The organism is Photobacterium sp. MCCC 1A19761 (genome assembly GCF_037389125.1).
Lineage (GTDB): Bacteria > Pseudomonadota > Gammaproteobacteria > Enterobacterales > Vibrionaceae > Photobacterium.
Genome location: NZ_JAZGTF010000002.1, coordinates 224,225 through 246,805, shown reverse-complemented (window position 1 = coordinate 246,805; position 22,581 = coordinate 224,225). Strand labels below are relative to the sequence as shown.

The 22,581-nt window shown below is 54.9% G+C and carries 22 protein-coding genes; 11 read left to right on the top strand and 11 right to left on the bottom strand.

The annotated features are described in order from the left end of the window. Window position 1: 1 nt before the first annotated feature. The 6 genes from VV869_RS03810 to VV869_RS03785 are packed head-to-tail and all read right to left on the bottom strand — an operon-like array spanning window position 2 to window position 6,233. The gene (locus VV869_RS03810) at window positions 2–337 is read right to left on the bottom strand and encodes a hypothetical protein (protein WP_337733655.1); all 336 of its coding nucleotides are present in this window, start codon (window positions 335–337) and stop codon (window positions 2–4) included. A 55-nt stretch (window positions 338–392) separates the two neighbouring features. Continuing rightward, window positions 393–1,646: a glycosyltransferase gene (locus VV869_RS03805; RefSeq protein ID WP_337733654.1), complete on the bottom strand. Its 1,254-nt coding sequence runs from the start codon at window positions 1,644–1,646 to the stop codon at window positions 393–395. Then, entirely contained in the window at window positions 1,643–2,257 is a 615-nt protein-coding gene (locus VV869_RS03800; RefSeq protein ID WP_337733653.1) for an acyltransferase, read from the bottom strand. Before VV869_RS03800 ends, VV869_RS03805 begins: the two co-directional genes overlap by 4 nt. Before the next feature lie 49 nt (window positions 2,258–2,306). Next, on the bottom strand, window positions 2,307–3,656 hold the full coding sequence (locus VV869_RS03795; protein WP_337733652.1) for an O-antigen ligase family protein: 1,350 nt from the start codon (window positions 3,654–3,656) through the stop codon (window positions 2,307–2,309). Next, window positions 3,649–5,058, bottom strand: a complete 1,410-nt coding sequence (locus tag VV869_RS03790; RefSeq protein ID WP_337733651.1) for a lipopolysaccharide biosynthesis protein — start codon at window positions 5,056–5,058, stop codon at window positions 3,649–3,651. Before VV869_RS03790 ends, VV869_RS03795 begins: the two co-directional genes overlap by 8 nt. Before the next feature lie 2 nt (window positions 5,059–5,060). After that, window positions 5,061–6,233 (bottom strand): glycosyltransferase, encoded by a 1,173-nt coding sequence (locus VV869_RS03785; protein ID WP_337733650.1) that lies wholly within the window; start codon window positions 6,231–6,233, stop codon window positions 5,061–5,063. 300 nt (window positions 6,234–6,533) lie between these two features. Between VV869_RS03785 and VV869_RS03780 the strand changes: the two genes are divergently transcribed. After that, complete coding sequence (locus VV869_RS03780) at window positions 6,534–7,457, top strand: glycosyltransferase family 2 protein (RefSeq protein WP_337733649.1); 924 nt, start codon at window positions 6,534–6,536, stop codon at window positions 7,455–7,457. 72 nt (window positions 7,458–7,529) lie between these two features. Here the strand turns inward: VV869_RS03780 and VV869_RS03775 are convergent, their stop codons facing one another. Beyond that, window positions 7,530–8,138, bottom strand: a complete 609-nt coding sequence (locus tag VV869_RS03775) for an Hsp20/alpha crystallin family protein (RefSeq protein WP_337733648.1) — start codon at window positions 8,136–8,138, stop codon at window positions 7,530–7,532. 685 nt (window positions 8,139–8,823) lie between these two features. On the opposite strand from VV869_RS03775, the gene VV869_RS03770 reads away from it, so the two are divergent. Beyond that, window positions 8,824–9,279 carry a hypothetical protein gene (locus VV869_RS03770; protein WP_337733647.1) on the top strand — a complete coding sequence of 152 codons (456 nt, stop codon included), beginning with the start codon at window positions 8,824–8,826 and terminating at the stop codon, window positions 9,277–9,279. A gap of 79 nt (window positions 9,280–9,358) precedes the next feature. On the opposite strand, the gene VV869_RS03765 is transcribed toward VV869_RS03770, so the two are convergent. Both VV869_RS03765 and mobB read right to left on the bottom strand, forming a co-directional pair. Further along, window positions 9,359–11,341 carry a methyl-accepting chemotaxis protein gene (locus VV869_RS03765; RefSeq protein WP_337733646.1) on the bottom strand — a complete coding sequence of 661 codons (1,983 nt, stop codon included), beginning with the start codon at window positions 11,339–11,341 and terminating at the stop codon, window positions 9,359–9,361. Window positions 11,342–11,822: 481 nt separating this feature from the next. Beyond that, window positions 11,823–12,338, bottom strand: a complete 516-nt coding sequence (gene mobB / locus VV869_RS03760; protein WP_337733645.1) for a molybdopterin-guanine dinucleotide biosynthesis protein B — start codon at window positions 12,336–12,338, stop codon at window positions 11,823–11,825. 47 nt (window positions 12,339–12,385) lie between these two features. On the opposite strand from mobB, the gene VV869_RS03755 reads away from it, so the two are divergent. The 5 genes from VV869_RS03755 to VV869_RS03735 all read left to right on the top strand — a co-directional run bounded on the left by VV869_RS03755 (window position 12,386) and on the right by VV869_RS03735 (window position 16,982). After that, the gene (locus VV869_RS03755; RefSeq protein WP_337733644.1) at window positions 12,386–12,895 is read left to right on the top strand and encodes an O-acetyl-ADP-ribose deacetylase; all 510 of its coding nucleotides are present in this window, start codon (window positions 12,386–12,388) and stop codon (window positions 12,893–12,895) included. Between the two features lie 205 nt (window positions 12,896–13,100). Then, window positions 13,101–13,586, top strand: coding sequence for a hypothetical protein (locus tag VV869_RS03750; protein ID WP_337733643.1), 486 nt, complete (start codon window positions 13,101–13,103; stop codon window positions 13,584–13,586). A 207-nt stretch (window positions 13,587–13,793) separates the two neighbouring features. Next, a complete protein-coding gene (locus VV869_RS03745) occupies window positions 13,794–14,945 on the top strand; it encodes an endonuclease/exonuclease/phosphatase family protein (protein ID WP_337733885.1) in 1,152 nt (383 codons plus the stop codon). Window positions 14,946–14,951: 6 nt separating this feature from the next. Beyond that, window positions 14,952–15,578 (top strand): alpha-ketoglutarate-dependent dioxygenase AlkB family protein, encoded by a 627-nt coding sequence (locus tag VV869_RS03740; protein ID WP_337733642.1) that lies wholly within the window; start codon window positions 14,952–14,954, stop codon window positions 15,576–15,578. Window positions 15,579–15,812: 234 nt separating this feature from the next. After that, window positions 15,813–16,982: a DUF3541 domain-containing protein gene (locus tag VV869_RS03735; RefSeq protein WP_337733641.1), complete on the top strand. Its 1,170-nt coding sequence runs from the start codon at window positions 15,813–15,815 to the stop codon at window positions 16,980–16,982. Window positions 16,983–17,032: 50 nt separating this feature from the next. Here VV869_RS03735 and amrA read toward each other — a convergent pair whose 3' ends face one another. Beyond that, entirely contained in the window at window positions 17,033–17,638 is a 606-nt protein-coding gene (gene amrA, locus VV869_RS03730) for an AmmeMemoRadiSam system protein A (RefSeq protein ID WP_337733884.1), read from the bottom strand. Next, window positions 17,607–18,395 (bottom strand): AmmeMemoRadiSam system protein B, encoded by a 789-nt coding sequence (gene amrB / locus VV869_RS03725; RefSeq protein ID WP_337733640.1) that lies wholly within the window; start codon window positions 18,393–18,395, stop codon window positions 17,607–17,609. The genes amrA and amrB overlap by 32 nt, the downstream gene beginning before the upstream one ends. Before the next feature lie 71 nt (window positions 18,396–18,466). Between amrB and amrS the strand changes: the two genes are divergently transcribed. The 4 genes from amrS (at window position 18,467) to VV869_RS03705 (ending at window position 21,808) form a co-directional block, all read left to right on the top strand. Continuing rightward, complete coding sequence (gene amrS, locus VV869_RS03720; RefSeq protein WP_337733639.1) at window positions 18,467–19,543, top strand: AmmeMemoRadiSam system radical SAM enzyme; 1,077 nt, start codon at window positions 18,467–18,469, stop codon at window positions 19,541–19,543. 106 nt (window positions 19,544–19,649) lie between these two features. Beyond that, a complete protein-coding gene (locus tag VV869_RS03715) occupies window positions 19,650–19,958 on the top strand; it encodes a glutaredoxin domain-containing protein (RefSeq protein ID WP_337733638.1) in 309 nt (102 codons plus the stop codon). Window positions 19,959–20,486: 528 nt separating this feature from the next. Beyond that, the gene (locus tag VV869_RS03710) at window positions 20,487–21,296 is read left to right on the top strand and encodes a transcriptional regulator (RefSeq protein WP_337733637.1); all 810 of its coding nucleotides are present in this window, start codon (window positions 20,487–20,489) and stop codon (window positions 21,294–21,296) included. A 2-nt stretch (window positions 21,297–21,298) separates the two neighbouring features. Beyond that, window positions 21,299–21,808, top strand: a complete 510-nt coding sequence (locus VV869_RS03705; RefSeq protein WP_337733636.1) for a FidL-like protein — start codon at window positions 21,299–21,301, stop codon at window positions 21,806–21,808. Window positions 21,809–22,581: the final 773 nt, after the last annotated feature.

Genomic DNA, 22,581 nt, shown 5'->3' with positions numbered 1-22,581 from the left:
CTTAAGGCTCCCTGATGATCACCGTATCGGCCGATTGCCGGGGCTGGTATTGCTCGTTCAACCGGATGCTATGCTGTTTGGCCAGCTGGCGAATTGCCTTGATGCGTTGCTGGCTGATCAGCAGGGCGCGAAACGGCTGCTCATGGCTGGATGGCGCGACATCGAGCGTCCACGCCGGTGCGGTGTTGAACAGAGCAGTAATGTCGTCTTTCTGCCTGGCCGTGAGCGTGGTTTGCTCCTGGCTGTAATACAGCTCAAGACGCTGTGCGGACTGATTACCGGGGGATACGCACCCGGAAAGCAGCAGTATCGCGAAGGCGCTCCATAACGCTTTCATCGGCGGCTCCTGATCTGACCATGGGTTGATATCAGATCAGGAGCAAGGAGAGTGCCTAAATGATGCTGAATTCAGGCAAACAGGTCTGTTTTTCTTCTAAGATATTGTTTATCAAGATTAATACGGCTTCTCCCCGCATCTCCCAGCTTTCGTTCACCATGTGCTGGCGGGCTGTTTTCCGATATTGCAAACGATGTTGCTGGCTGAGATGGCAAAATGCGTCGATGGCGTCGAGCCAGTCCTGTTGGGAGGTAGCGACGGAAACCAGACACGGATACTGGCGGGCGGCGGGAAAGTTGCTGCTGATCACCGGGCAGCCCGCAGCCAAGTATTCCCGCAGTTTGAGCGGATCGCAGGCGCGGATCTGAGCGTTATCGACAAACGGCAGGATCGCGGCGTCCCAGTGCTGGACATATTGGGCCAGATGCTGATGCGGAACCGGCGGGTGAAATTTGATGTTGTCGCAGGCGTCGAGCAGCGGGGTGTCGCAGTCGCGGCGGCCGATCAGGTGGAAGTCGACTTCGGGCCGTGCGGCGGCTAGTTCGCACAGCAGGGTCTGATCCAGCCACTGGTTCAGGCTGCCGTAAAAGCCGATTTTATAACGCCCCTGCGTGGGGGACGGCGCAGGCGGATATGGATCCGGCTGCGGTGCGGCAAAGCGATGAAAGTCGACGCCGTGGCGCAGCAGATGGGTTTTCTGCGGTGAAAGCCGGCCCATTTTCTCGACCAGTGCCGGGCTGGCGCACAGGATCAGATCGGCCCGCTGTGCCATGTGCTCTTCCATTTGTTTGACCCGGAGGTGGTCCACCCCGGCGAGGCCGGAAAAATCATCGCCGCAGTAGTAAATCACTACATCGGCCTGCAAGGCATCCAGATAGTCGACGGCGCTGGGCAGGGCAGCCCAGACCACCCGCAGATGGCGCTTCCGTGCCAGTTGGCGTCGCACGGACAATTGATTGAACCACCGCAGTAGCGGGTGCTCCGCTAACGGCCAGACCAGCGGATGGATCACCGGAAATGGCGGCGGGAGATCGTCCCGGCGTGGGGGCGCGGTGAGCGCGTTGCGCAGCTTTTCCCGGATCCGAGCCAGATCCCGGGGACTCGGTGAGGGTTTGCGCAGGCCGATGGAATTGACCCACTGAATCGAAGCAAACTGATGCTGCAACGTGTTCACAGTATGCTGTGAGCTGGACGGGTGGCGGTTGTAATCTTCGCCGAATACGATGAGTTCTTTCATGAACGCAGCTTCTCTCATGATCGCAGTTTCTTTCATGAGCACAGCTTCTTTGTTAAGTGCATGTTCTTTCATGAGCGCACCTCCAGATTTTTGATCACGCGGGCCGGGTTGCCGCCGATGAGCACATTGGCCGGCATGGATTTGGTGACCACGCTGCCGGTCGCGACAATGCTGTTTTCGCCGATGGTTACCCCCTGAAGAATGGTGCAGCCGGTGCCGACCCAGACATTTTCCTTGAGATGAATCGAGCCGATTTGGTGGGCATCATCCGGCTCTCCCCGGGCGCGGCGCAGCGGGTCCACCGGGTGCCCCGGATATCCGGCGAGAAACACGCGCCCGGCCAGGCGGACGTTGTCCTCCAGCGTCACCCGGTCGCCGACGGCGATGGTGGTTTGCCAGTTGATGTCGACGTTATTGCCGATCACCAGCGTGGGTTGGGCGCTGCTGGTGCGACCGGAAAACGTGGTCGCACCGGAGATCCGGCATTGCTCTCCCAGTTCAATGCGCAGGTGACCGCTGATGAGGGGCATGCCGGAGTAAAGCTGCAGCCGCCGGGGCCGGATGGCAACCCGGGACAGGAACAGCGGCGTAAAATAGAGTTTCTGGAGCAGTGTTTGTCCCACGCTCACCAGCGCGCGGTGCAGCCCGTACACCAGGGAGTGGATCCCGGGGAGCACCGGCACCGTGAAGCCGTTCAATGCCTGATGCCACAGCCGGAGCTGGCTGACGTGGTCAGGGGAGAGATGTTTTTTTAGGATGGCTGTGATCATCGGTTTCTCCTTGTGTCAGTCGATTCAGGGCAATCAGTAACCCGATCAGGATGTACAACGGCCAGGTGAACCCCTGGGTCAGAAAAGTGCCTCCGACGCAGAATGAGATCAGACCGAGCCAGAGGCCCTCGGCAAAGGGCTGGAGATCATGCCCGCGGAGCCGCCGGAGCAACTGATAGCTGCTCATGAAGGCGCCTACTATCAGTAGCAGAAACAGTGCCAGCCCGAAGAAGCCGGTTTCGCCGAGGATTTGAAACCAGGTGCTGTGAACGGCGTGGTTTTTGCCGTCCCAGTGCGGTGAGTAGAAATAGTAATTGACGTAAAAGTTGTTGAGGCCGACGCCGGTAAACGGGTTAGATACAGCCATTCTGAAGGCGGCAACCCAGGCGTAGACGCGGCCCATCGCCGATTCATCAACGCCGCCTTCCGCCGCGCCGCCTGAGCTGCGATCGCTGATCCCGGCAGCCAGTACGAGCACCGCCAGGCTACAGACCCCCATGATCCCGGGGAGAACCAGATTCTTACTGCGCAGCAAAGTCATGGTGAATACCCCGGCGGCAATCCCCAGCAGGCCGCCGCGGCTCTGGGTCGCCAGCACCCCGAAGACCAGCGTCACAAAGCACGCGATTGTCAGGACGCGACGAAATTTGCTACCGGAAAAGCAATACGCGAGGGCGAAGGAGACCGGGAATTGCAGCACCAGCGCCAAATCATTGGGATCGCCCAGCATGGAGCCGATATTGCGGCCAATGGTGACGCGGGTGCCTTCGACCAGCCCGATGCCGTTCGCCTTGTTATACAGGGCAATGCCGGCAATCAGGACGCCGCACATCAGCAGGCCGGGCGGAAACAGCCGTAACTGGTTGAGGTGGGTCGGTAGCCAGCTGATGGCAAAGACCATGAGCACGATTTTGATATACGTGGAGTTAAAGCTGCCGAACGCCATCCCTTTATTGGAAGCCATCAGGCAGGAGACAAAGACCCAGAAGGAAAAGATACAGAGCAGGGTATGGACCCGGTGCCAGGCCAGCTGTCCGCGCATCATCCACAGCTGCCAGACCAGACCGGCCAGACTGGCGAGGGCCAGTAACTGCGGGATCTTAAAGGCCATCAAGACCGGAATCGCTTCGTGCAGCCGGAAATAGGAAAAGAAAATAAACCAGACGCAGATCAGGTAAGCATTGCGGATCAGCATCGGGAGTACAAAAAGCATACACAGCGCCAGTGCCAGAATGCCCTGCAGGTAATAGCCCACACCGATTAACGTGGTTGCTGACAGGGCGGCCAGGATGTGACGCTGCTGCTCAGTCATGGCGGTTGGTCTCCTGGCGCAGCTGTTGTCCCTCGCTCCAGAGCTGGTAGCTCATGGCAGCGATCACGGCGATGGTGAATGGGACCGTGTAACGCGCGAATTCGTCCGCTTGGCCCTGCGTCCATTGCAACAGCGTGATGACTGTCAATCCAACTAATTGTTTGCCAAGCGGACCGCTGGGATAGCATAGGGGCAGCAAGCGCTGGCTGACGGCCAGGAACAGGATCAGCCGGCATCCCTGAACCAGCAGCCCGGCCCCGATGGCGCCACCCAGACCGAAACGGGGGATCAGCAACCACATCAGCAACAGGGCCAGCCCGGCACTGACGGTTGAGATCACCATGGCGATATCGCTGTTCTGCTGGTAGTAGCAGCCAATGTTGAGCTGGGTGCTCATGTACTTAATGAACAGGAGCCAGGCCAGCCACGGCAGGATTTCACTGGCCAGCCGGTAGCTCTCCGGCAGCCATAGCAGCAGGAACGGGCAGCCCAGCGTAATCAACACCGCGGCAACCCAGGTGGCACACTGGCAACCGAACATACTTATCCGGGCAACGTATTGCTTTCCGATGGCGGAATGCAGGTGTCTGAAGCGTTGCGGGAACCACCATAAGTTGAACGGGTCGAGCAATAAGGTCGCCGCCATGGCCCACTGCATGGCAATGGCGTACACCGCCAGATCAGCAGTCCCGATGCTCCCGGCCAGCACAAACCGCTCTGCACCGAATGCGACAAAGCCTACTGTGCCGGAAACCGCGATGCCGATCCCGTATCGGAGTAACATGCTGGCATTGCGGCCGGTGAAGGTCGGCCATTGGCGGTGCAGCAGGACCCACTGAATAGCCTGGGCCAGCACCCCGGCCAGCATCAGCCCTTCCACGCCCATGTTCGGGGTGAGCAGCATCATGAACCCGCCCTGCGCGAGGGCAAATATGAGTTGGATGTTCATGAAACGCAGCGCCTGATCGTCAATACGCAGCTTGGCCAGCTGCAAGGCACTGTGGGTTCCCAGCATCAGGCTGACAATCAGGCAGCGGACGGAAAAGGTCGAAATATCACCGGGCAGCCAGGCCGCAACCCAATGCGGCCAGAGCAGGAACGGCAGCGCTGTCAGCACACTGGTCAGAACCGTCAGGCTCCAGGCACTGCGGTAGATCTGCGCCGTGTCGTACTTTGGATCATTCGCAAAACGATACAGGCTGTCGACCATACCCACCAGCATGAGCAGGGACACCAGATTCGCCAGGGTGACTAGAGTCGCGTATTCACCAAAGGTCTCCGGGGGCAGCCAGCGGGTGAGCAGCGGCTGCATCACCAGCCCGATCAGTTTGCTGACCATCAGTCCGATGGCATAAGCTGCGACGCTGGGCAGGCGCTGTAGCTGGGCGTAAATCGCCTCCATACTCAGACCCCCTGGACCAGGCAGGACAAGCGACCGGCATGGCGATCGGCATTGTAGAGTTCGAACACCCGTTGGTAAGCCTGACGGCGTAGTGGCGACAGGGCAGTAAAGGGCTGCTTGAGCACATGTGCCATCATCTGGGCCAGCGCATCGGCATTTTGCATCGGGACCTGTAAGCCCGATTGCGGGTCGAGGATCTCATTGCACCCGGCCAGATCGGAGGTGATCACCGGCAGGCCCAGCCCCATGGCTTCTTTGATCACCAAAGGGCCGGTATCCCGATCGCCGCTGGGGGCGATGCAAAAGGGTACAACCAGCGCTTTGTAATCCCCGGCGTGCTGGCGGAGCCACTGGGCATTCTGGGCGCCGAGCAGGGTGACTTGCCGCGCCAGCCCTTTGTCCTGCAGCCAGCGACGTAACACCGGCATCAGCGGCCCGTCGCCGACCACATCCAGCGAGGTGGTCGGCGGAAGCTGTTCGAAAGCGTCGAGCAGGGTATCGAGGCCTTTTTTCTCGACCAGTCTGCCGATGAACAAAAAATCCTTCCCCGGCACCCAGTCCGGGTTCAGCGGCGGGTAATGCGATGGCTCCAGGCCGCAGGCGACGTAGTGGATCCGGGTGGCGGTTCGGGTTTGCAAATGGTGCATCATGTCCTGGGTGACCGCGCAGCCGAAATCGATATGGTCGAGTTTGCTGTCCAGATCTTCCGGCGCGGAATAGATGTCTGCGCCGTGACCGACCAGTGAGACCGGAATCCCAAGCAGTCTGGCGGCGACAATAGCTGTCGCGGCACTGTGCCAGGCAAAGTGGGCGTGCAGATGGTCACAACCCGTCCGACCGGCCAGCTCGGCCAGGATGGCCCCTTGCTTGAGCAGGGAAAGATAGGAAAACCCTTGCTGCCGGGCTAGGAAGCGATGGCTGGCACCGACGTTCAGCAGGTAGCGCAGCGCTCCGGCGGACAGGCGGTCAGGGATGTACTGGCAGCGCTCGACCAGCGCCTGATCGGCAGGTTGAAACTGCGCAGTGGCTGCAAACGCAAAGGGCTGAACGGCGTGCCCCTGACGCATCATCGCCCGCATCTCGACGCCAATGAAGGTTTCAGAAAGGACAGGAAATGTCGGAATGACATAACCGATTTTCTTGAGGTTTTGCTTTGTCATGCCGTGCTTAGTCATGGATGCACTCCTTCATGCCGAGAATCAGATCCCATCTCCTGCGGGTTGCCCGAACGGGCGAGAAAACAGGACTAATCCCTGCGTAGCAATTTGTGTTCCGACTTGGGACTTGCTCTCTGGCGTGCTCTTTGCACCACTCTGATTGGTGTTGCCGAAAAGCGGTGCCGGGAGACGGCACAAGGACTTGGCAAATTTGATGATTGCAATTTGACGATTGTGACGCCTCTGCCACGGTCACGGCTGATTGACGAGGCGTGATCCGGACCGGCCGGATGCAGGGCGACTCACAGGAGAGTGCTGATGAATACATGCAAGCTCACCGTGGTGATGCCGACCTATAATTGCCTGTCGACCTTACCGAAAGCGGTTGAAACTGTGCGCCGCCAGGGGCAGGCCGTCGAGATCCTGGTGGTCGACGACGGCTCGGTAGACGGCACACAAGCCTGGCTGCAGGCGCAAACGGATATCCGGGTGATCCGCACTGAGCGGGTTGGTGTTTCCGTGGCCCGTAATCTGGCGATTGAACAAGCCCGTGGCGAGCTGATCGCTTTCCTTGATGCGGATGATTATTGGCATCCTGAAAAACTGATGCATCAGCTTGCATTGCATGATGCAAATCCGCAACTGGTGATGAGCTTCACCGATTACCGTTTTTTGATTGATGATCAACCCTCAGCGCTGCGCTGCTTTTGTTTCTGGCCGGGTTTTACCCGTCGCCTGTCAGCGTGCGGTGATCCGCAGTCGCAGGTTTTCCTCGATTTCCTGAGTGCCGTGTATCGGGAAAATATGATTGGTACTAGCACTGTGATTGCCCGGCGTGATGCGTTGCTGGCTGTGGGGGGATTTGATCCCCAGTTTCGCTCGGCCTCGGATTGGGATGTGTGGCTGAAACTGGCCCGGCAGGGACCGGTGGGGGTAGTGAACCAGCCCTTGTGTGATTACACCTTTGGCCGGGTCGGGGCGATTTCCGGGAACCACGAGCGGCGTGCGGCGGCCATGAAACAGATCCTCGACCGCCATGCCGCCTCGGTACGCACGCAACCACTGACCTTGCTGGCGGGGTATCAGCGCTGGTTTTCGGCCACAGCTGACTGCTACCGGGCACGGCACGCATTTGGTGGGGCGGTACTTCGCGAGCTGATGGGTTTTTGCCTGAAGCCGGACTGGCCGCGGTTGAAAGTGATCTCCGGGGATACGTTGCGATGGCTGTCGTTGCGCGCCTGAGGCGAAGGGAAGCTCGAAGTACCTGATGCCATGAAAGAGGGCTTTGCGCCCTCCTTGGATTTCCGGTGGCAATTAAGAGGAAATTGAGATGTGTTTTACATCTTTCGCTGGTAGCTGCCGTCTTGGGATCTTCAGCATTAATACACCGTCTTTCAATTCGGCGGTAATTGCTTCTTTATCGGCATCGTCGGGGAGCGACAGGGTGCGCTGGAAAGCCCCGTAGCGTCTTTCAATTCGGTAAAACTGGCGATCTTTATGTTCTTCCCGCTCTTCTTTGTCTCCCTTAATGGTAAGCACATCCCCTTTGAGCTCGATTGAAAGTGCTTCTGCAGATAAGCCCGGCACGTCTAAGGTGATGTCATATTGCTGCTCATTACCGGAAACATCGATTTTGGGTCTGAAGCTGCTTTGGGATTGCAAGCTGTCAATGTACTCCGATGGTTGTTGGTTGTCCCAGATTGAGCGGTTGGCTGGTGTTCGAAGGGAGGGCATGCCAAAAGCATTGGATACATCATCAAACAGCTGTTCCATTTCCTGACGCAGGCGAAGCAGTGTATCTGCGCCTTGCGGAGTGATACGTTGCTGGGCTTCTTCCCGGGTCACAGGAATTTGGTTCGCTGATTTGTCAGCACTGTCTTCGTGCTTAAACCAGTTCCAGGGGTTGAGTTTTGTAAGGTCCATGATGCTTTCCTCAGTTTATTTAAGTTAATGCTAAGCAAGGTAAACGAGAACAAAGACACTTTATGTATAGAAACTGCCATGGCGAATTCAAGGGACTCATGCAATGAATATTGCGATGTTGTTCGTGATAGCGGCGATTAAGTACGTCATGTGGTGTGTCCGAATAATCAGACAATATGAAAAGAAGGGTATTTTTATTTTTGAATGAATACAATATAGGAAAAATCACTTGTCATAAAAAAATGCCACAAAAAAGTGATAAGCATTAACAATTAACGACGCTAATCATAAGAAATCATCATAGACGCTAAAAAATAAGACGATCTTGATTGAAATTTTAAGTGGGTTTAATTGCTTGAATTATTATGATTCTATTTGTATGAGATCAATATATTCTTATTGTTAAGACGTTTTCTTTGAAAAATACGCTGTTTTGAATTTGACTCACTTGCCCGAATCGCCATCATGGTGGTCAAAAATAGCACCAGTTTAAGGTGGTGCGAGGGATGTCGCCGTAGCCGTAGATACAGAAATCTAGTCATCGAGCGTGAGACTCTGGCGTATTTGGCCAGTGCTCGCCCAGAACCATCAATCTCATGATGCATCAAGCGCAACGGGCGTACTGACCCGAGGCTGTGCTTTGGCGTGTGTGCCGTGTCGAGTGAATACAGAACAGGAATCAAAAATGAAAAAAGCATTCGCGACGATCTTCGCTTTGGCTTCGTTGCCCGTACTCAGTTACGCCAGTGAATTTCGTGCGACCTTGCCGATGGCCAGTAAGCATTATGATTGCGCAAGCGAACAGTGCCTTAAATTAAACGAATCGAACCCGGGTTTTGGCGTGGAATATGCCGGTTTTGGTATTGTCGGTTATAAAAATAGTTATTCCCGACAAAGTTTTGTTTTTTATAAGGCTTTTGAATATGACCCCTATGACTATTTTGGCTTTGGCATCCGCTTGGGCGGTGTCACCGGGTATGAAGAGGAGTCCGGCCTGCCGGTCATGCCGTTGGCCCATCCTTACCTGCGCCTGTTACCGTTTGACGGGCTGAGTTTTAACCTCGGTGCTGCGCCGGTAGGCTTGATTGATACCAAGAACTATAACTTGGTGGTCACACTCGACTCGCAAATTACTTTTTAGCGGCATCAAGCCGTTTTACCGCATAAAAAACAGGGCACCCAGGTGCCCTGTTGAATATCTGTCCGGGGGCTGTGGAAGCCTACACCTTGAACTGGCCCACCAGTTGCTGGAGCTGCGCATTGGCGGATTCCAGAGCGGTGGCGTGTTCGCTGGAAGAGCGACCGTGCTTGTGCAGTTGTTGCAGCATGGTGCGGATCGAATCCATGCTTTCATTGATGCTCTCGGCTACCTTGCTTTGCTCATTGGCCGCGGTGGCAATTTGCAAGCTGATGTCATCCACCTTGACAACAGACTCGGTCATGGTGGTGATGCCCTGATTGACGTTTTCCGTCACCTCAGCCGTACTCAGGCATTGCTGCTTGGTGTCGGTCATGGCCGCAACGGTCTCGTCGACGCCGATCTTCAGCAGATGGAGCATTTCCTCGACTTCGGTGGTGCTTTCCTGGGTTCGGGCTGCGAGGTTGCGCACTTCATCGGCAACCACCGCAAAACCGCGACCCAATTCACCGGCACGCGCTGCTTCAATAGCCGCATTCAGGGCCAGCAGGTTGGTTTGCTCGGCGATGCCGCCAATCACCTGTAACACAGACTCAATCGCCGCCGCGTTCTCCTGCATCCGGGTGACCTTGTCCGAGGTGAGCTCTACGTTCGAAACCAGACTACGGACACTGTCCGTGGCCTGTGCGGCTGAATGACTGGTCAGGTCGGACTGCTTCTGCGCTGCGTTGGTGATCTCGGTGCTTTGTGCGGTATGGCCGGCGACATCCTGAGCGGACGCGCTGAGCTGGTTGACGGCTGTGGCCACCATATCGGTTTCGTTGACATGCTGCTCGAGGACGTTCAGGGTTTTCTCGGTCACTTCCGTCATGGCACTAATCTGCCGACTGCATGCCTGGTTCGCCTGCATCACATTGTTCATCAGGTTTTGCAGATAAATAATGAAATGATTCACCGACTCGGAAATCGCATCCACTTCATCGTTGCCTTTCACCGGCAGGCGCATTCGCAGGTCGGCGTCACCGGCCGACAGGGAGTCCACATTGCGCTTCAGGCTGTCGAGACGCTTGGTGAGCTGATTCAGCGCCAGGAACAGGATGAGCAGCAGCAGGGCGACCATCGGCAGCTGGATCTCCGCCAGGGTTCCCAGCATCTGCTGGCTTTGTGCGGTCAGTAGCCGGGTAGGCTGCGCGACACCGACCAGCCACGGTGTGCCTTCCACATCTTTCAGCAGCAGGGTGTACTCTTCCTGGTTCTGGGTGAACTCGACCCGGTCGTGGGACTGGCGCAGGGCGCTGAGCATGGCGTTGGCCAGCGGATAGGGGTGATCGGCCAAATTGGTCAGAATCACATTGTCACTGGTCAGTTCACGGTTCTTGCTGAGAATTTTACCGTCACGTTCGACGATCAGGATCTCAGCGTTGAGCTCCCGCTCCTTGTCGGCCACCAGGGTGTTGAAAAAGCCCAGGGTGACATCGACGGTGGAAACGCCGTATAGCTGACCGTTTTGGTAGATGCCCATGGCACAGTTGGTGCGGGGCTGGGTGCTGGCCCCGTCTTTGTAGGCGGCGGCCCAGGCACAGGTGCCGCGTGGGGCATGCTGCCCGGCCAAGTGCCAGGGTTGGGTAAAGTAGTCCGGGGCCTCGGCGCTGTTCCAGAATATGTTTTCAATCAGGCGCCCGCTGGCGTCCCGGTGATAAAAGGTACTGGCGCGGTCCTGTCCCGGCATACGTTGATTGGGCAGTGGCCAGATCCCGCCACCGAAAACCAGCTCGTTGCCATACTGGTCAACCAGGAAAGGCAGCAAGCGATCAATCTCGGGGCTGCTCAGCTCGGGGACGAGCTGTGTGGTGGCGCGTTGCTGCGCCTGAACAGCAGATAAGGCATGGCGGATGTCAGTGGAAATCTCTCCCACTGCCAGAACCAGGTTCTGCTCTCCAACGTGACGTAAACTCGGCTCGATCCATCGCTGTATCCCCAGCCAGGTGAGCACGCTAACCAGCAAGGTAAAGCCGATCAGTATCGCACTGTATCGCTGCTTAATGGTGGTGAACGGACTGTTCATGGAAACCTCAGTATATCGAAAATTGATGATGTCAGATTGTTATTAGAATGAAAGGCTTGTCTTGATTGCTCTATATTTCGAAATCGAAAACAAACGGATTTAACATAGCATGTAACATCTTGTTAATGATCGATTTCAACCAAAAGTGTGAGCGTGTGAACATGATGGGAAACGGAACTCAGAAGATGCTCAGGAACTGCTATATTTTTAAGTTATTGTTTTTATATCTTGTTTGTCGCAAGAGCCTTTGGCGACTGGGGATGCTTCGGTGCGTATTTTCCTGATTTTATCGCGCCCGACGGAGCGCTCAATCGGTATTTTTGCAAACTTGCATTACAAATGATTGACAAACAAAGCCCCCCTGTGAGGGATAATTTGGTTTGAAAATTCAAAACGTTAATGCTATAGCGTGCGAGATAAGCCGCCGCATTCAGCTTGGGATGGAATGCGGCATCAGAGACAGGAGACCGGGCTGTGCCGGTCAGGGCTGGTTGAGATTGTTCAGGATGAAAGCGGCAATGGCCTCGGGATGGTTGAGATCGAGCACCGGGAGCGGACAGTCGGCCGGGGCCGACGCATCACTGGCAAAGGCGGTGATATACGGGTCCGTCGGATAGAGCAGCGGCTTGCCGTAGCTGGGCCGGTGAATTTCGATCTTGGGAATGGGGGCTTCACGAAACCCTTCGACCAGCACCAGATCCAACTGGTTGTGATCCAGCTGGTCAAGACATGCCGTCAGCGTTGGCTCTTCACGGGTCGGCTCAGGGTATTCGAAATAGAGCATGTGTCGCTCCCGGGTCGCCATGAGAGTTTGGGCGCACCCGGCGTGCCGCAACCGGTAGCTGTCTTTGCCCGGGGTATCGGGATCAATGGTGTGATGGCTGTGTTTGATCAGCCCGATGCGCAGACCGTGTTGCTTCAACAACGGGATCACTTTTTCCAGCAAGGTGGTTTTCCCTGAGCCGCTGTATCCGGCGAAACCTATAATTGGAGTCATAGACATAAAACGTGTAAGAAACATGCCCACATCCTAAAGGAAAGCCAATGACCAGACTAGTTGCGATTCAAACGGATATCACCACGCTGGAAGTGGATGCGATCGTCAATGCGGCCAATACGTCGTTGTTGGGCGGTGGCGGTGTCGATGGTGCCATTCACCGGGCGGCGGGCCCAGAGCTGTTGGCAGAGTGCCAAACCTTGGGCGGTTGCCGCACCGGTGAAGCGAAGTTGACCCAGGGGTATCAACTGCCGGCCAAATATGTCATCCACACTGTGGGGCCGGTATGGCACGGGGGGATACACGAGGAAGTGACGCATTTGTCCAATTGCTACCGCCGCTCGCTTCAACTGGCCCGGCAGCACGGGGCGAGGAGCATTGCGTTTCCCTGTATCAGTACCGGGGTTTACCATTTTCCCAAAGCACGCGCCGCGGAGATTGCGGTGGCTACCGTGAAAGCGACGCTGGATGACATCGACAATGCCATGGATGTGGTCTATTTCGTCTGTTTCAGTGATGAGGATTTGAAGCTGTATCAGGCCATTTTACAAGCGTAAACCGGGTTGTATCAAAATTGAGCTGCTACTGCTTTTTTGCGTGCTCAGAAATGATAGCGTCTAAAGTTAATGTGTAGTTTGTGAGCCTTGGTTCAGACCCGTGCTGAATCCATCAGGCTCCCGTCAAAGTCGTGATCTGGCTGTTGTGACAGGATGTCGCTGTAACGGAGACGACCAATATCAAATAAGCATCAGGGAGAGTGCAATGTGGGCAACTTTGGATTTTGAAGCCTCGGGATTATCCGATCAGTCTTACCCCATCGAAGTGGGATATTCTTTACCCGATGGCCAGGGTCATAGCATTCTGATCAATCCGCAAACCGCAAGCGGGGTCTGGCAATATTGGGATGACTACGCGGAGCAGGAAATCCACCGCATATCGCGTCAGGAGCTTTATCGCGAAGGATGGCAGGTGGTTGAGGTGTGCCTGCATCTCAATGCGGTGCTCGGGCAGTATGAGCATGTGTTTTGCGACAGCCAGTGGGATTTGTTCTGGCTCGGGCGACTCTACCATGCCGCTCACATGCGGCCATCGTTTCTCCTGACGGAGATCGGCCATTGGCTGATGCAGGAAAACGGGATTAATCGCGCTCAGTTTCAGCTGGCGTTGGAGGAAATCGGGCCGGCAAAGCATCGTGCCATGCAGGATGCCCAGCAAATTCGTCTGGCGATCAGCCAGTTGGTCAAGTAGTGACTCGATTAAGTCGTTATGCGGTCAACTAGCCATTCGGGCAGTGCCGGACTTCGGTGGTGGCCGGGGCAATAAAAGTTCAGCGGTACTTTCCCTCTCGGGTGGTAACCGCTAGAATTTTCTTTTGTTTTTTGCTGGAATGCGCCTTTGTTTTCTGATTCTGCGTCAACATCTACTCGCCTGCGATGCGCCGTGTTCAATGTCTCGATGTCCGCTCCGGAGCCAGGTGAAATTCTGGCGCAAACGGCAGTCTGCGTTGATCCCCGTTTGAGCCGTCTGGCGGCCATTATTCAGCATATCCGCCCCGATCTCCTGATGCTCTGCGAGTTTGACCATCCCGGCACGGGTGGCGATGACGGGAGTCTGGCGAACTTTTGTCGCCATTATCTTGAGCGTTCCCAGCATCAGAAATCGCCGATCACTTATCCTTACCGGTACTGTCCGCCGACCAATACCGGCTTGCTCAGCCCACATGATCTGGATGGGGATGGCGTGCTGACACTGCCGGGGGACGGGCTGGGGTTCGGTGAGCACCACGGCCATTTCGGTTTTGTGGTGTTGTCCCGCTATCCGATCCTGGCGTCGCAGATCCGCAGCTGGCAGCAGTTTCGTTGGCAAGATATGCCGGATCACCGGATCCCGGCGGATTACTACAGCCCTCAGGCACAGCAAGTGTTGCGCTTGTCGTCTAAAAATCATGTGCTGGTTCCGGTGCAGGTTGACGGGCAGCAGCTCAACCTGCTCTGTTGCCATCCGACCCCGCCGGTGTTTGACGGGGCAGAGCAGCGCAATGCCCGACGCAACTTTGATGAATTGCGGCTGCTGACGGAGATTATCGATAATGCTTCCTGGCTGCGCGATGATCAGGGCAAGTCTGGCGGGCTGGGGCCTGAAGATCAGTTTGTGGTGCTGGGCGATCTCAATGCTGATATGGCGGATGGTGACGGGATCCAAGCCGGGATCCGCCGGTTGTTACTGCATCCGAAAATCAATCGTCAGGTCAGTGCCGGAAAGCATACGCCGAAAAGTCTCGGTGGTCGTTTTCATCTGCCGTGGCAACCACGGCAGGGGCGGGCGACGGAATGGACCCATCTTGCCGGGTTGCGTCTCGACTATGTGCTGCCGTCGGCGAATCTGCCGGTGCTCCAGTCCGGGGTTTTCTGGCCGGATAAGAAAGATCCGCTTCGCCCCCTGATTTGCGATGAACAAGGGCGGCCAAGAGCCCAGGCCGGATCGGACCATCGGTTGGTGTGGGTGGATATGATGCTGGCACCGGACGTATCCCGGCAGCATGCAAATGTTTCTGTTGAATCCCGGACTTTGCCCGCAGCCGGTCCGGATGTGATGGCGAAAAGGTGACACCTCATGGAGACCCTGTCTTTGTTTCCACCCGAAGCTTCGGGTGAGTGGCTTGATATTCCCGATGGCCGGTTATACTGGGCACCGGCGTTCTTTTCTGCGGCGCAGGCGCAGACCTATTTTGAGCAGCTCCGGGAAACGCTGGACTGGCGGCAGGAGCAAATTCGTATTTTCGGTCGCAACGTCTGGCAACCGCGGCTACAGGCCTGGTGCGGTGAAGCATCGTATACCTATTCCGGTTTAACTCTGCATCCGGCCCCCTGGACCCCGGCGTTGCTGAGTATCAAAACCGCGTGTGAAGCGGTTTGTGATCAGCGATTTAACTCGGTGCTGGCCAACCTGTATCGCGATGGGCAGGATTCGATGGGCTGGCATCAGGATAATGAGCCCGAGCTGGGGCCGCAGCCGGTGATTGCCTCGGTCAGCCTGGGCGAAACCCGCCGCTTTGTCCTGAAGCATCTGCACAGCAAACAGAAAATCACCTTCGATCTGACTTCGGGCTCCCTGCTGATCATGGCCGGGACCACCCAGCAGTACTGGACTCATGCGATCCCGAAGTCCAGGCAGCCCTTGTCCGCGCGGATGAACCTGACCTACCGAACCATCTATCCGGCCGCTGGTGCCGGCGTCTAGCGGGCTGGTACTGTCCCGAGCGGGCGTAATTAGTGCCTGAGATCACATTCAACATGAGCGGGGAGATGCTTTTGACGCGGTGCTGACGCATGGATTGTTATTTTTGCTAGCGTTATTTGGCATTGATTACCGATACTTATACCAACTTGCCTGAGGCAATGGTCTGCCATTGCTTTCGGCTGGGATTGAAGAGATGAGCCTGCGGCAAGGCTCATTTTTGCCAAGGAGAGGTTTATGAAATCCTTTAGCGCCGTGTTGTTCCTCTGTTTTTCACTGTTGTCCGCTCCCCTCTGGGCTGACGTTGCTCCCGCTGTCCGGCCGGAAACTCGTTTGCCGGAGACCCGGTTGCCGGAGTCTTTGGTCCAAACCAGCCCGGCGGCGGCATCCTACGCCCAGGATGCTGCATTGATTAAGGCCACTTTTGAATCCAAGCTATATACCTTACCGCCGTATACGTTGGGGCACTACGGCTTGCGACTCTATCGCCAGACCCAGGATGACCGGTATGCGACCGCAGTTTGGACGGATATGGCCCGGGTGGCCAGTCGCCTCAACAAGTTTGCCGCTGAAGTCCATACGCCGGAGCAAATCCGTAACTATTCCAACAAGAAGATCAACAGCTATCGCCAAAAGAAGGGAGAGCGGAGTGCGTTCCGGTATGAAGTGACCCAATCCCGGCCGGAATACCTGTATCTGGGCGTTGGCTTGCTGGGTTCCATGGCCCGGGCGGACGAGTACGGGTTGAAGCATCGCGAGGATGCCAAACTGCGCGAGGTGATCCGCCGGTATGACTTTACCCGTTACGCGGCCGATCCGGCGATGATCCGGGCCTGGGCTGCGCAACTGGCCAACCAGGTGTACTGGCTCAAACAACTGGGCGAGCAGGATGTAGTCGATGAATTTATTGAGGCATTCAAGGCGACGTATCCGGACGCACAGGATGCGACGCTGAGCGAGCAGCAGTATATGAATAAGATCTACGGGCTGACGCATATCATCTTTGCCGCTTCCGGGTATTATCAGCATCCGGTGAGAGAACAAGAGTTTCAGTGGATTTTTGATTACTATCGCCGCAACATCGACACCATTTTGGCCCGGACCAAAGAAGATGTGATTGCGGAAGTCGGGATTAACTTTCTGCTGGCGGGTTTGACATCGGACCCGGTAGTCGAGAAAGCCCGCCGGGCGATTCAGCAGGGGATCGACCGTCGTGCCGGGATGATTCCGTCTGTGAAAGGAGAGACTGATCTCGATCAGGGTGAGCATCGTAATGTGCTCGCCATCATGTTGCTCGACTGGCAGGGCGCTCGTGCGGTTCCGACGGTCGCCGGGCAACCTGAGCTGTTTACTGCCGTGCCTTACGGTTTGATCCCTCGTGAACCAAGGCAAAAAGTACAGCCCTAAGGTTTCGCTCTGTCGTCCGCCGGTGCTCAGACCGGCGGCGCTTCTCAAGCTTAATAGGTGTCCGAAAGCTGGAAATACCGACCCTTGATACTGGTGACGGTAAAGGTTTTGACCGTGAGGGTGTCAGACCAGTAATTTGCCGGCCAGCCGGCTTTCAGTTTCAGGTGACGGAGGAAAAGCTCCGGTGCCGGCAGCTGTTGCCAGACCTGGGGGAGAAACAGGGCTTGTGCATGGTGATCGGACAAGACGACACCGACCCGATGCTGTTTCAGATAATCAATGAGTGCTTGCTCTGAATCGACTGCCAGCACTTGGGGCTCCGATAGCACTGAGATTTCAATCATTAGCTTATCCAGCTGATCTTCGGTCAGCGGCATAAATCGCCGATCCTGATAAGCGCTGTCCCTGGCTTTGTTGTGTACTTCCAGTACCAAAGGTTCATTGGCTGTCATGGTCCCCAGGCATCCTTGCAACACGCCATCAACTTCCAGGGTCACAAAGCACGCACCGGGCCGGAGGAGCTTGTAGCCATAGAGATCCAACTGAGGCGGGTGCGGCAGTTCATCCGAAAAATGGCCGCGAATTGACTCACGCGCAACATCCAGTAGTTGCGTGAGCTCTCCCTTATTGAGTTTCTGAGACGAGGTAACTGACATATCCAACAACTCTCTCCTTATCTCCGGCAGTATCTCCGGAATTTTTTTGTGTTATGCGGGTTAGTTGATAATGGCGCTGTTTGGCAAGTTGCAGTAATGCATTAATGCCGGTGGAGCCGCAAGCCTGCTCTGGGTTTAGCGACGCCCGGTAATGTTCGATCAGATCGCAGGTCTTGCTGTCTATCTGCTGTGCTTGCGCATAAGGATGATAGTGACTGAGATCGCTGCTGATCACCAACAGGGTCTGATCACCCTGCCAGATGGTATCCAGGATCCGGGCGACGACGGTTGGGGAAACATCACTGGTTAAGAGCGGCAGTAAACTGAAATTACTTAAACAGGTTTGCAGAAAGGGCAACTGAACTTCCAGACAGTGCTCGAAGGCGTGCGCTTCATCTGATAAATGAATATCGGCTATTTCACTTAGCTTTTCAACACATTGTGTGTCAATCGGCACATCGCCCAACGGGGTTGAGAAATAATGGGCCGTCGGCAGGGCACAGCCTTTGAAATAGTAACGGTGGCTGGGGCCCACCAGAATCACCTTGTTGATGGTCGCTGCCTGGGACTTCAGATGGCGATAGGCATCCGCCGCGACTTTGCCGGAGTAGATATAACCGGCATGCGGCACGATCACCGCCCGAATATTTTCCGGCTGTCCTGCACCGGCCCCGAGCCAGTGTGACAGTTGAGACTGTAGGTTTTCCGGGGACTTATCATAAAAGCTCCCCGCAACGGCTGGTGGACGAATATTCATAGAAATCACGCGGTTATTTCTGGCAATACTATATTTAGTATAGGAACAAATGACTCTGTTGCGGGTGTTCTATGCACCAACCTCCTGAATTTTTTAAAACTGAATACTGGCACCGGCTGGAAGATGGCCGGGTGATCTGCGATGTGTGTCCGCGCCACTGCCGGTTGCGGGACGGAAAACGGGGCGCCTGTTTTGTCAGGCAGGCCAAAGATGGTGAAATTGTGCTGACCAGCTATGGTCGCTCCAGCGGGTTCTGTATCGACCCTATCGAGAAAAAACCGCTCAATCACTATTATCCCGGCAGCTCCGTGCTGTCGTTCGGAACGGCCGGATGCAATTTAGGTTGCAAATTCTGTCAGAACTGGAGTATCAGCAAGTCGCGGCAAATCGACACGTTAGGGGCCACTGCGATGCCGGAGCAAATCGCCCGCGCAGCACAGCGATATGGGTGTGACAGTATTGCCTTTACCTACAACGATCCGGTGATTTTTATGGAGTATGCGGTCGACTGTGCCCAGGCCTGCCACGAGCTGGGTATTCACAGTGTGGCGGTCAGTGCCGGCTATATCTGTGATAAACCCCGGGTGGCCTTCTATCGTGATATGGATGCGGCCAATATCGACCTCAAGGCGTTTACCGAGCGTTTTTATCATAAAATCTGCAGTGGCCACCTGGCGCCGGTCCTCGATACCTTGTTGTACCTGAAACATGAAACGGATGTCTGGTTTGAAATTACCACCTTGCTGATCCCGGATGAAAACGACAGCTCGGCAGAGCTGGACCAGCTGACCCGGTGGGTGGTGGATAATCTCGGCCCGGATGTGCCGATTCATTTCAGCGCTTTTCATCCTGATTTTAAGATGATGGATAAACCCAGAACCCCGCCGGAAACCGTGCAGCGGGCGAGGGAGATCGCACTGGCCAACGGGATCAACTATGCCTATGTCGGCAATATTTTCGACGAAGCAGGCGATAGTACCTATTGCCCGGGCTGTCATCGCAAAGTGCTGGTGCGAAACTGGTATGAGTTGGGCGAGTGTGCGCTTACCGACAGCGGGGCCTGTCGTCATTGCGGCTATCAGATCGCAGGTCATTTTGCCGCGCCGAAAACGTTCGGGCGACAACGGATCCCGGTTCATATTACCTGAGCCGCAGGAGCTGGATTAGACACCGTAGACGCGACGGCGCTTGTCAGAGCGTGGATCTTTCCTTAATCTTAGCGACCGGATTTCCCTGAACTGAAGATGAAAGTAGATGCCTGATATGACCTTTGAACAGCTGGCCGGTTACCAGAACCTGGTGATCACCCAGCCGAACTGCCCATTTTGTGTAAAAGCCAAAGCCATTCTGGATGAGCGCGGCACGGCGTATACAACGCTGGTACTGGGGGCCGATCTGGCGAAAACCACGATGGTTGATTTTGTTGAACAGCAAACAGGCAATACGGTACGCACGGTGCCGCAAATCTTCCTGGACGGCAGTTACATCGGTGGTCACGACGATCTGGTGGCCTTTCTGGCGCGACAGGTGGACGGCGACGCCTTCGGTGATTTCGAACTGTAACTGGGTCTGCCCGGAGCTGCCTGCCCGGTGCTGCTTGCCCAGTGCTGACTGTCTGAAGGGGTAGCGCTTGGTGAGCTGAGCGATATGAACCTGAACTGAAAGAACTGTGTGACACGCGAACAAGCCCGTTGAAAAAAGGACACCTGCATTTGCGGTGTCCTTTTTTTATGTGTGTCGAAGAAGAGGGTAAATCAGTTGGGTTGAAATAGGAGACAGATCACGAACCGGATTGACCCAACTGCGGTTTGACGACGCCAAAGTGCGAGTCGTTTCATGTGACTTGGTAGACATAATCGCTGTATGTGGTCTCATCTGACCAGACTCTCTTGATCTGTATCAACAATCCATTTTGCGCCCTGGCGGTATGATTTACCTCGATGAATACCCCACTCCAATCAGAAGCGACGAGCGTTATTTTTTTGGCATTTTTAATTCATACAGGTGACGCGATGGTTGCATGTAAACCGGATTAAAATGCGAATGGGAGCGGGGGATTGCGGTCATTTTGAGTAGGAAAAACCTATACCAATGAAGTATAAAATAAATGGGTTTCTATATTACGACGCAATAGATGGCACGCTAAAGCTTGAAGAGCAGGCTGCCAGCGACACGCAACTTTCCATTACCGCCAATGCATTATTGTTTTTTTTAATTCAGCATCCGGGCGTGCTGACCCGTGATGAAGTGATGACTAAGGTATGGGATGACAATGGCCTGATTTCATCCAACAGTAACCTGAACCAATACCTGAGTTTGCTGAGAAAATCTTTTCGCAGCTACGGGATTGAGAATGTGATTGTCACCATTCCCCGTGGACGGTTGGAACTTAATCCCGGGCTGGACCTTGAGATGGTGGATGATAATCCGTTGCATCCGCTCTTGCAGCAAGCCAATACGGACCCCGCGGTTGCACCCGAGCCATTGGCCAAAGAGAGTAAGGCGGCGCAGCTTCCGCCACAAACCGAGCAACAGGAACGCAACTGGATGATTGCCAGTGCGTCATTGTTCATTGCCGCTTTGGTTTTATTGTGGACGGCAATCATCACCGAACGTTCGTTGCATGTTGTCGGTCTGACCGAGGTGGAGAGCGGGTTATGTGAGCTGTTTTCGCCGGAGTTGATGATCAACGGCGCGATGGGTGAAAAGTACATTAAGAACTTTAAAGCTGTGAGAGACAAGCTGGGCCTGTCTTGTGCGAAGGATGAACGTTTTATTTTTTACTATGGAGATAAATTGCAGAGCAATGGGTTGGGGCGAACCTATATTGCGCGATGTGCTAAAAATGAAAATAACCCTTACGCCTATTGTGATAATTATTTTTATTATTCCTGGAAGTAATAATGCAAACACGCAAAAGCGGTAAGATTTTTTTTTTCTACGCGCTGATTTTATTTTTCCTCTGTACTTTGCCCTTTGTTTCAAAAGTGATCCCATCTCAGTCTGGTGATCTGAGCTGCACGGCACGGGCAATCATGCACTTTGAAGACACGGTAACAGAAACCGTGAATGCGAATATTCACTTTCGATTTGGTGAGCGCGGCAAAGGATCTCTGGTTGTCGAAGGATACTCTGACTCCAAGGCTGGCTGGTTGTATTTACAGCGCTACGTTCAGTTTGATTACACCAGCGAACGGGCCTCGGCCTATGAGCGTCATTACCAGGTAAAAAAGTGGTCTTCGACCAAATCTTCAATCGATGAATCCCCCGATGTGCTGTTCGATTACTTCATGCGCGAAATGTCTGATAGCCATGACCAACTCCTGATCAAAGTCGAGAAGCTTAGCTACGACACCGTGCTCCTGAGCTCGATCAACTCGCCTTTATTTGTTTGTGCTTTAAGTGATCAGTAGATTGGGCGAACACTTATGATTGGTTTGATTTCCTGTGAAAGCGCCTGCATCCAATCATCGTCCTGCTGCGGGGTCGAATGACCGGCAGGCTCTGCGCTGCGATAACTTGACTCCGTCTCCCCACTTCATGCGCTATCCCCAAACATGAATATCTTCAACCAGCCGCTTGCCGCTGGCGATCATTCATGAGTGAAAACCGCCAGACTTCCGGTGGGAAGTGTTGTCATCAGCGGCTCTGATGACTGCGCCGCTGACGGAGCTTTGGCATCGCACTCAGAAAATCCCCCGGATCTTATCTGGTTGGCCATTGCACATCCCCTACTGGGTAAGCGCATTTCTGTTTATCGCCTCTTTGATGCTTTTCTCTGAGGACGATGCCCTCCATATTTTATTTTGCTACCACGACCACGACCACTTTCTCTTCGATTACCACTTTCACTGCCATATCTACACCTGAGGCCACGGTTATTTCAGCCGTCATGTTTACTTGCGACACCTTGCCAAGCGACGGGTGAATACCGAACCGTCTTTTGTCGTTTTTATCCTGTTTCTTGCCGTAGTCACGGCCGCCGGATGACACCGCTACGGGTGAAATCGATCGGAATTTTCAGGCTGAATGTTCGGATATGACGAGGTTTGTTTGGGATGTGATTTAGCTCCGTTTTTGGGTCTTATTTAGGTTGGTTGTCAGTATCGGATAAAGATAAAAAACAGGATTGTTTTGTAAATTGAGGCGTCAAACTTTCTTATCTCAAGAGTAATCAACTAAGTAT

Coding starts and splice junctions, on each gene's coding strand:
- VV869_RS03810 (WP_337733655.1), bottom strand. CDS start 337: ATGAAAGCGTTATGGAGCGCCTTCGCGATACTGCTGCTTTCCGGGTGC.
- VV869_RS03805 (WP_337733654.1), bottom strand. CDS start 1,646: ATGAAAGAACATGCACTTAACAAAGAAGCTGTGCTCATGAAAGAAACT.
- VV869_RS03795 (WP_337733652.1), bottom strand. CDS start 3,656: ATGACTGAGCAGCAGCGTCACATCCTGGCCGCCCTGTCAGCAACCACG.
- VV869_RS03790 (WP_337733651.1), bottom strand. CDS start 5,058: ATGGAGGCGATTTACGCCCAGCTACAGCGCCTGCCCAGCGTCGCAGCT.
- VV869_RS03785 (WP_337733650.1), bottom strand. CDS start 6,233: ATGACTAAGCACGGCATGACAAAGCAAAACCTCAAGAAAATCGGTTAT.
- VV869_RS03780 (WP_337733649.1), top strand. CDS start 6,534: ATGAATACATGCAAGCTCACCGTGGTGATGCCGACCTATAATTGCCTG.
- VV869_RS03775 (WP_337733648.1), bottom strand. CDS start 8,138: ATGGACCTTACAAAACTCAACCCCTGGAACTGGTTTAAGCACGAAGAC.
- VV869_RS03770 (WP_337733647.1), top strand. CDS start 8,824: ATGAAAAAAGCATTCGCGACGATCTTCGCTTTGGCTTCGTTGCCCGTA.
- VV869_RS03765 (WP_337733646.1), bottom strand. CDS start 11,341: ATGAACAGTCCGTTCACCACCATTAAGCAGCGATACAGTGCGATACTG.
- mobB (WP_337733645.1), bottom strand. CDS start 12,338: ATGACTCCAATTATAGGTTTCGCCGGATACAGCGGCTCAGGGAAAACC.
- VV869_RS03755 (WP_337733644.1), top strand. CDS start 12,386: ATGACCAGACTAGTTGCGATTCAAACGGATATCACCACGCTGGAAGTG.
- VV869_RS03750 (WP_337733643.1), top strand. CDS start 13,101: ATGTGGGCAACTTTGGATTTTGAAGCCTCGGGATTATCCGATCAGTCT.
- VV869_RS03745 (WP_337733885.1), top strand. CDS start 13,794: ATGTCCGCTCCGGAGCCAGGTGAAATTCTGGCGCAAACGGCAGTCTGC.
- VV869_RS03740 (WP_337733642.1), top strand. CDS start 14,952: ATGGAGACCCTGTCTTTGTTTCCACCCGAAGCTTCGGGTGAGTGGCTT.
- VV869_RS03735 (WP_337733641.1), top strand. CDS start 15,813: ATGAAATCCTTTAGCGCCGTGTTGTTCCTCTGTTTTTCACTGTTGTCC.
- amrA (WP_337733884.1), bottom strand. CDS start 17,638: ATGTCAGTTACCTCGTCTCAGAAACTCAATAAGGGAGAGCTCACGCAA.
- amrB (WP_337733640.1), bottom strand. CDS start 18,395: ATGAATATTCGTCCACCAGCCGTTGCGGGGAGCTTTTATGATAAGTCC.
- amrS (WP_337733639.1), top strand. CDS start 18,467: ATGCACCAACCTCCTGAATTTTTTAAAACTGAATACTGGCACCGGCTG.
- VV869_RS03715 (WP_337733638.1), top strand. CDS start 19,650: ATGCCTGATATGACCTTTGAACAGCTGGCCGGTTACCAGAACCTGGTG.
- VV869_RS03710 (WP_337733637.1), top strand. CDS start 20,487: ATGAAGTATAAAATAAATGGGTTTCTATATTACGACGCAATAGATGGC.
- VV869_RS03705 (WP_337733636.1), top strand. CDS start 21,299: ATGCAAACACGCAAAAGCGGTAAGATTTTTTTTTTCTACGCGCTGATT.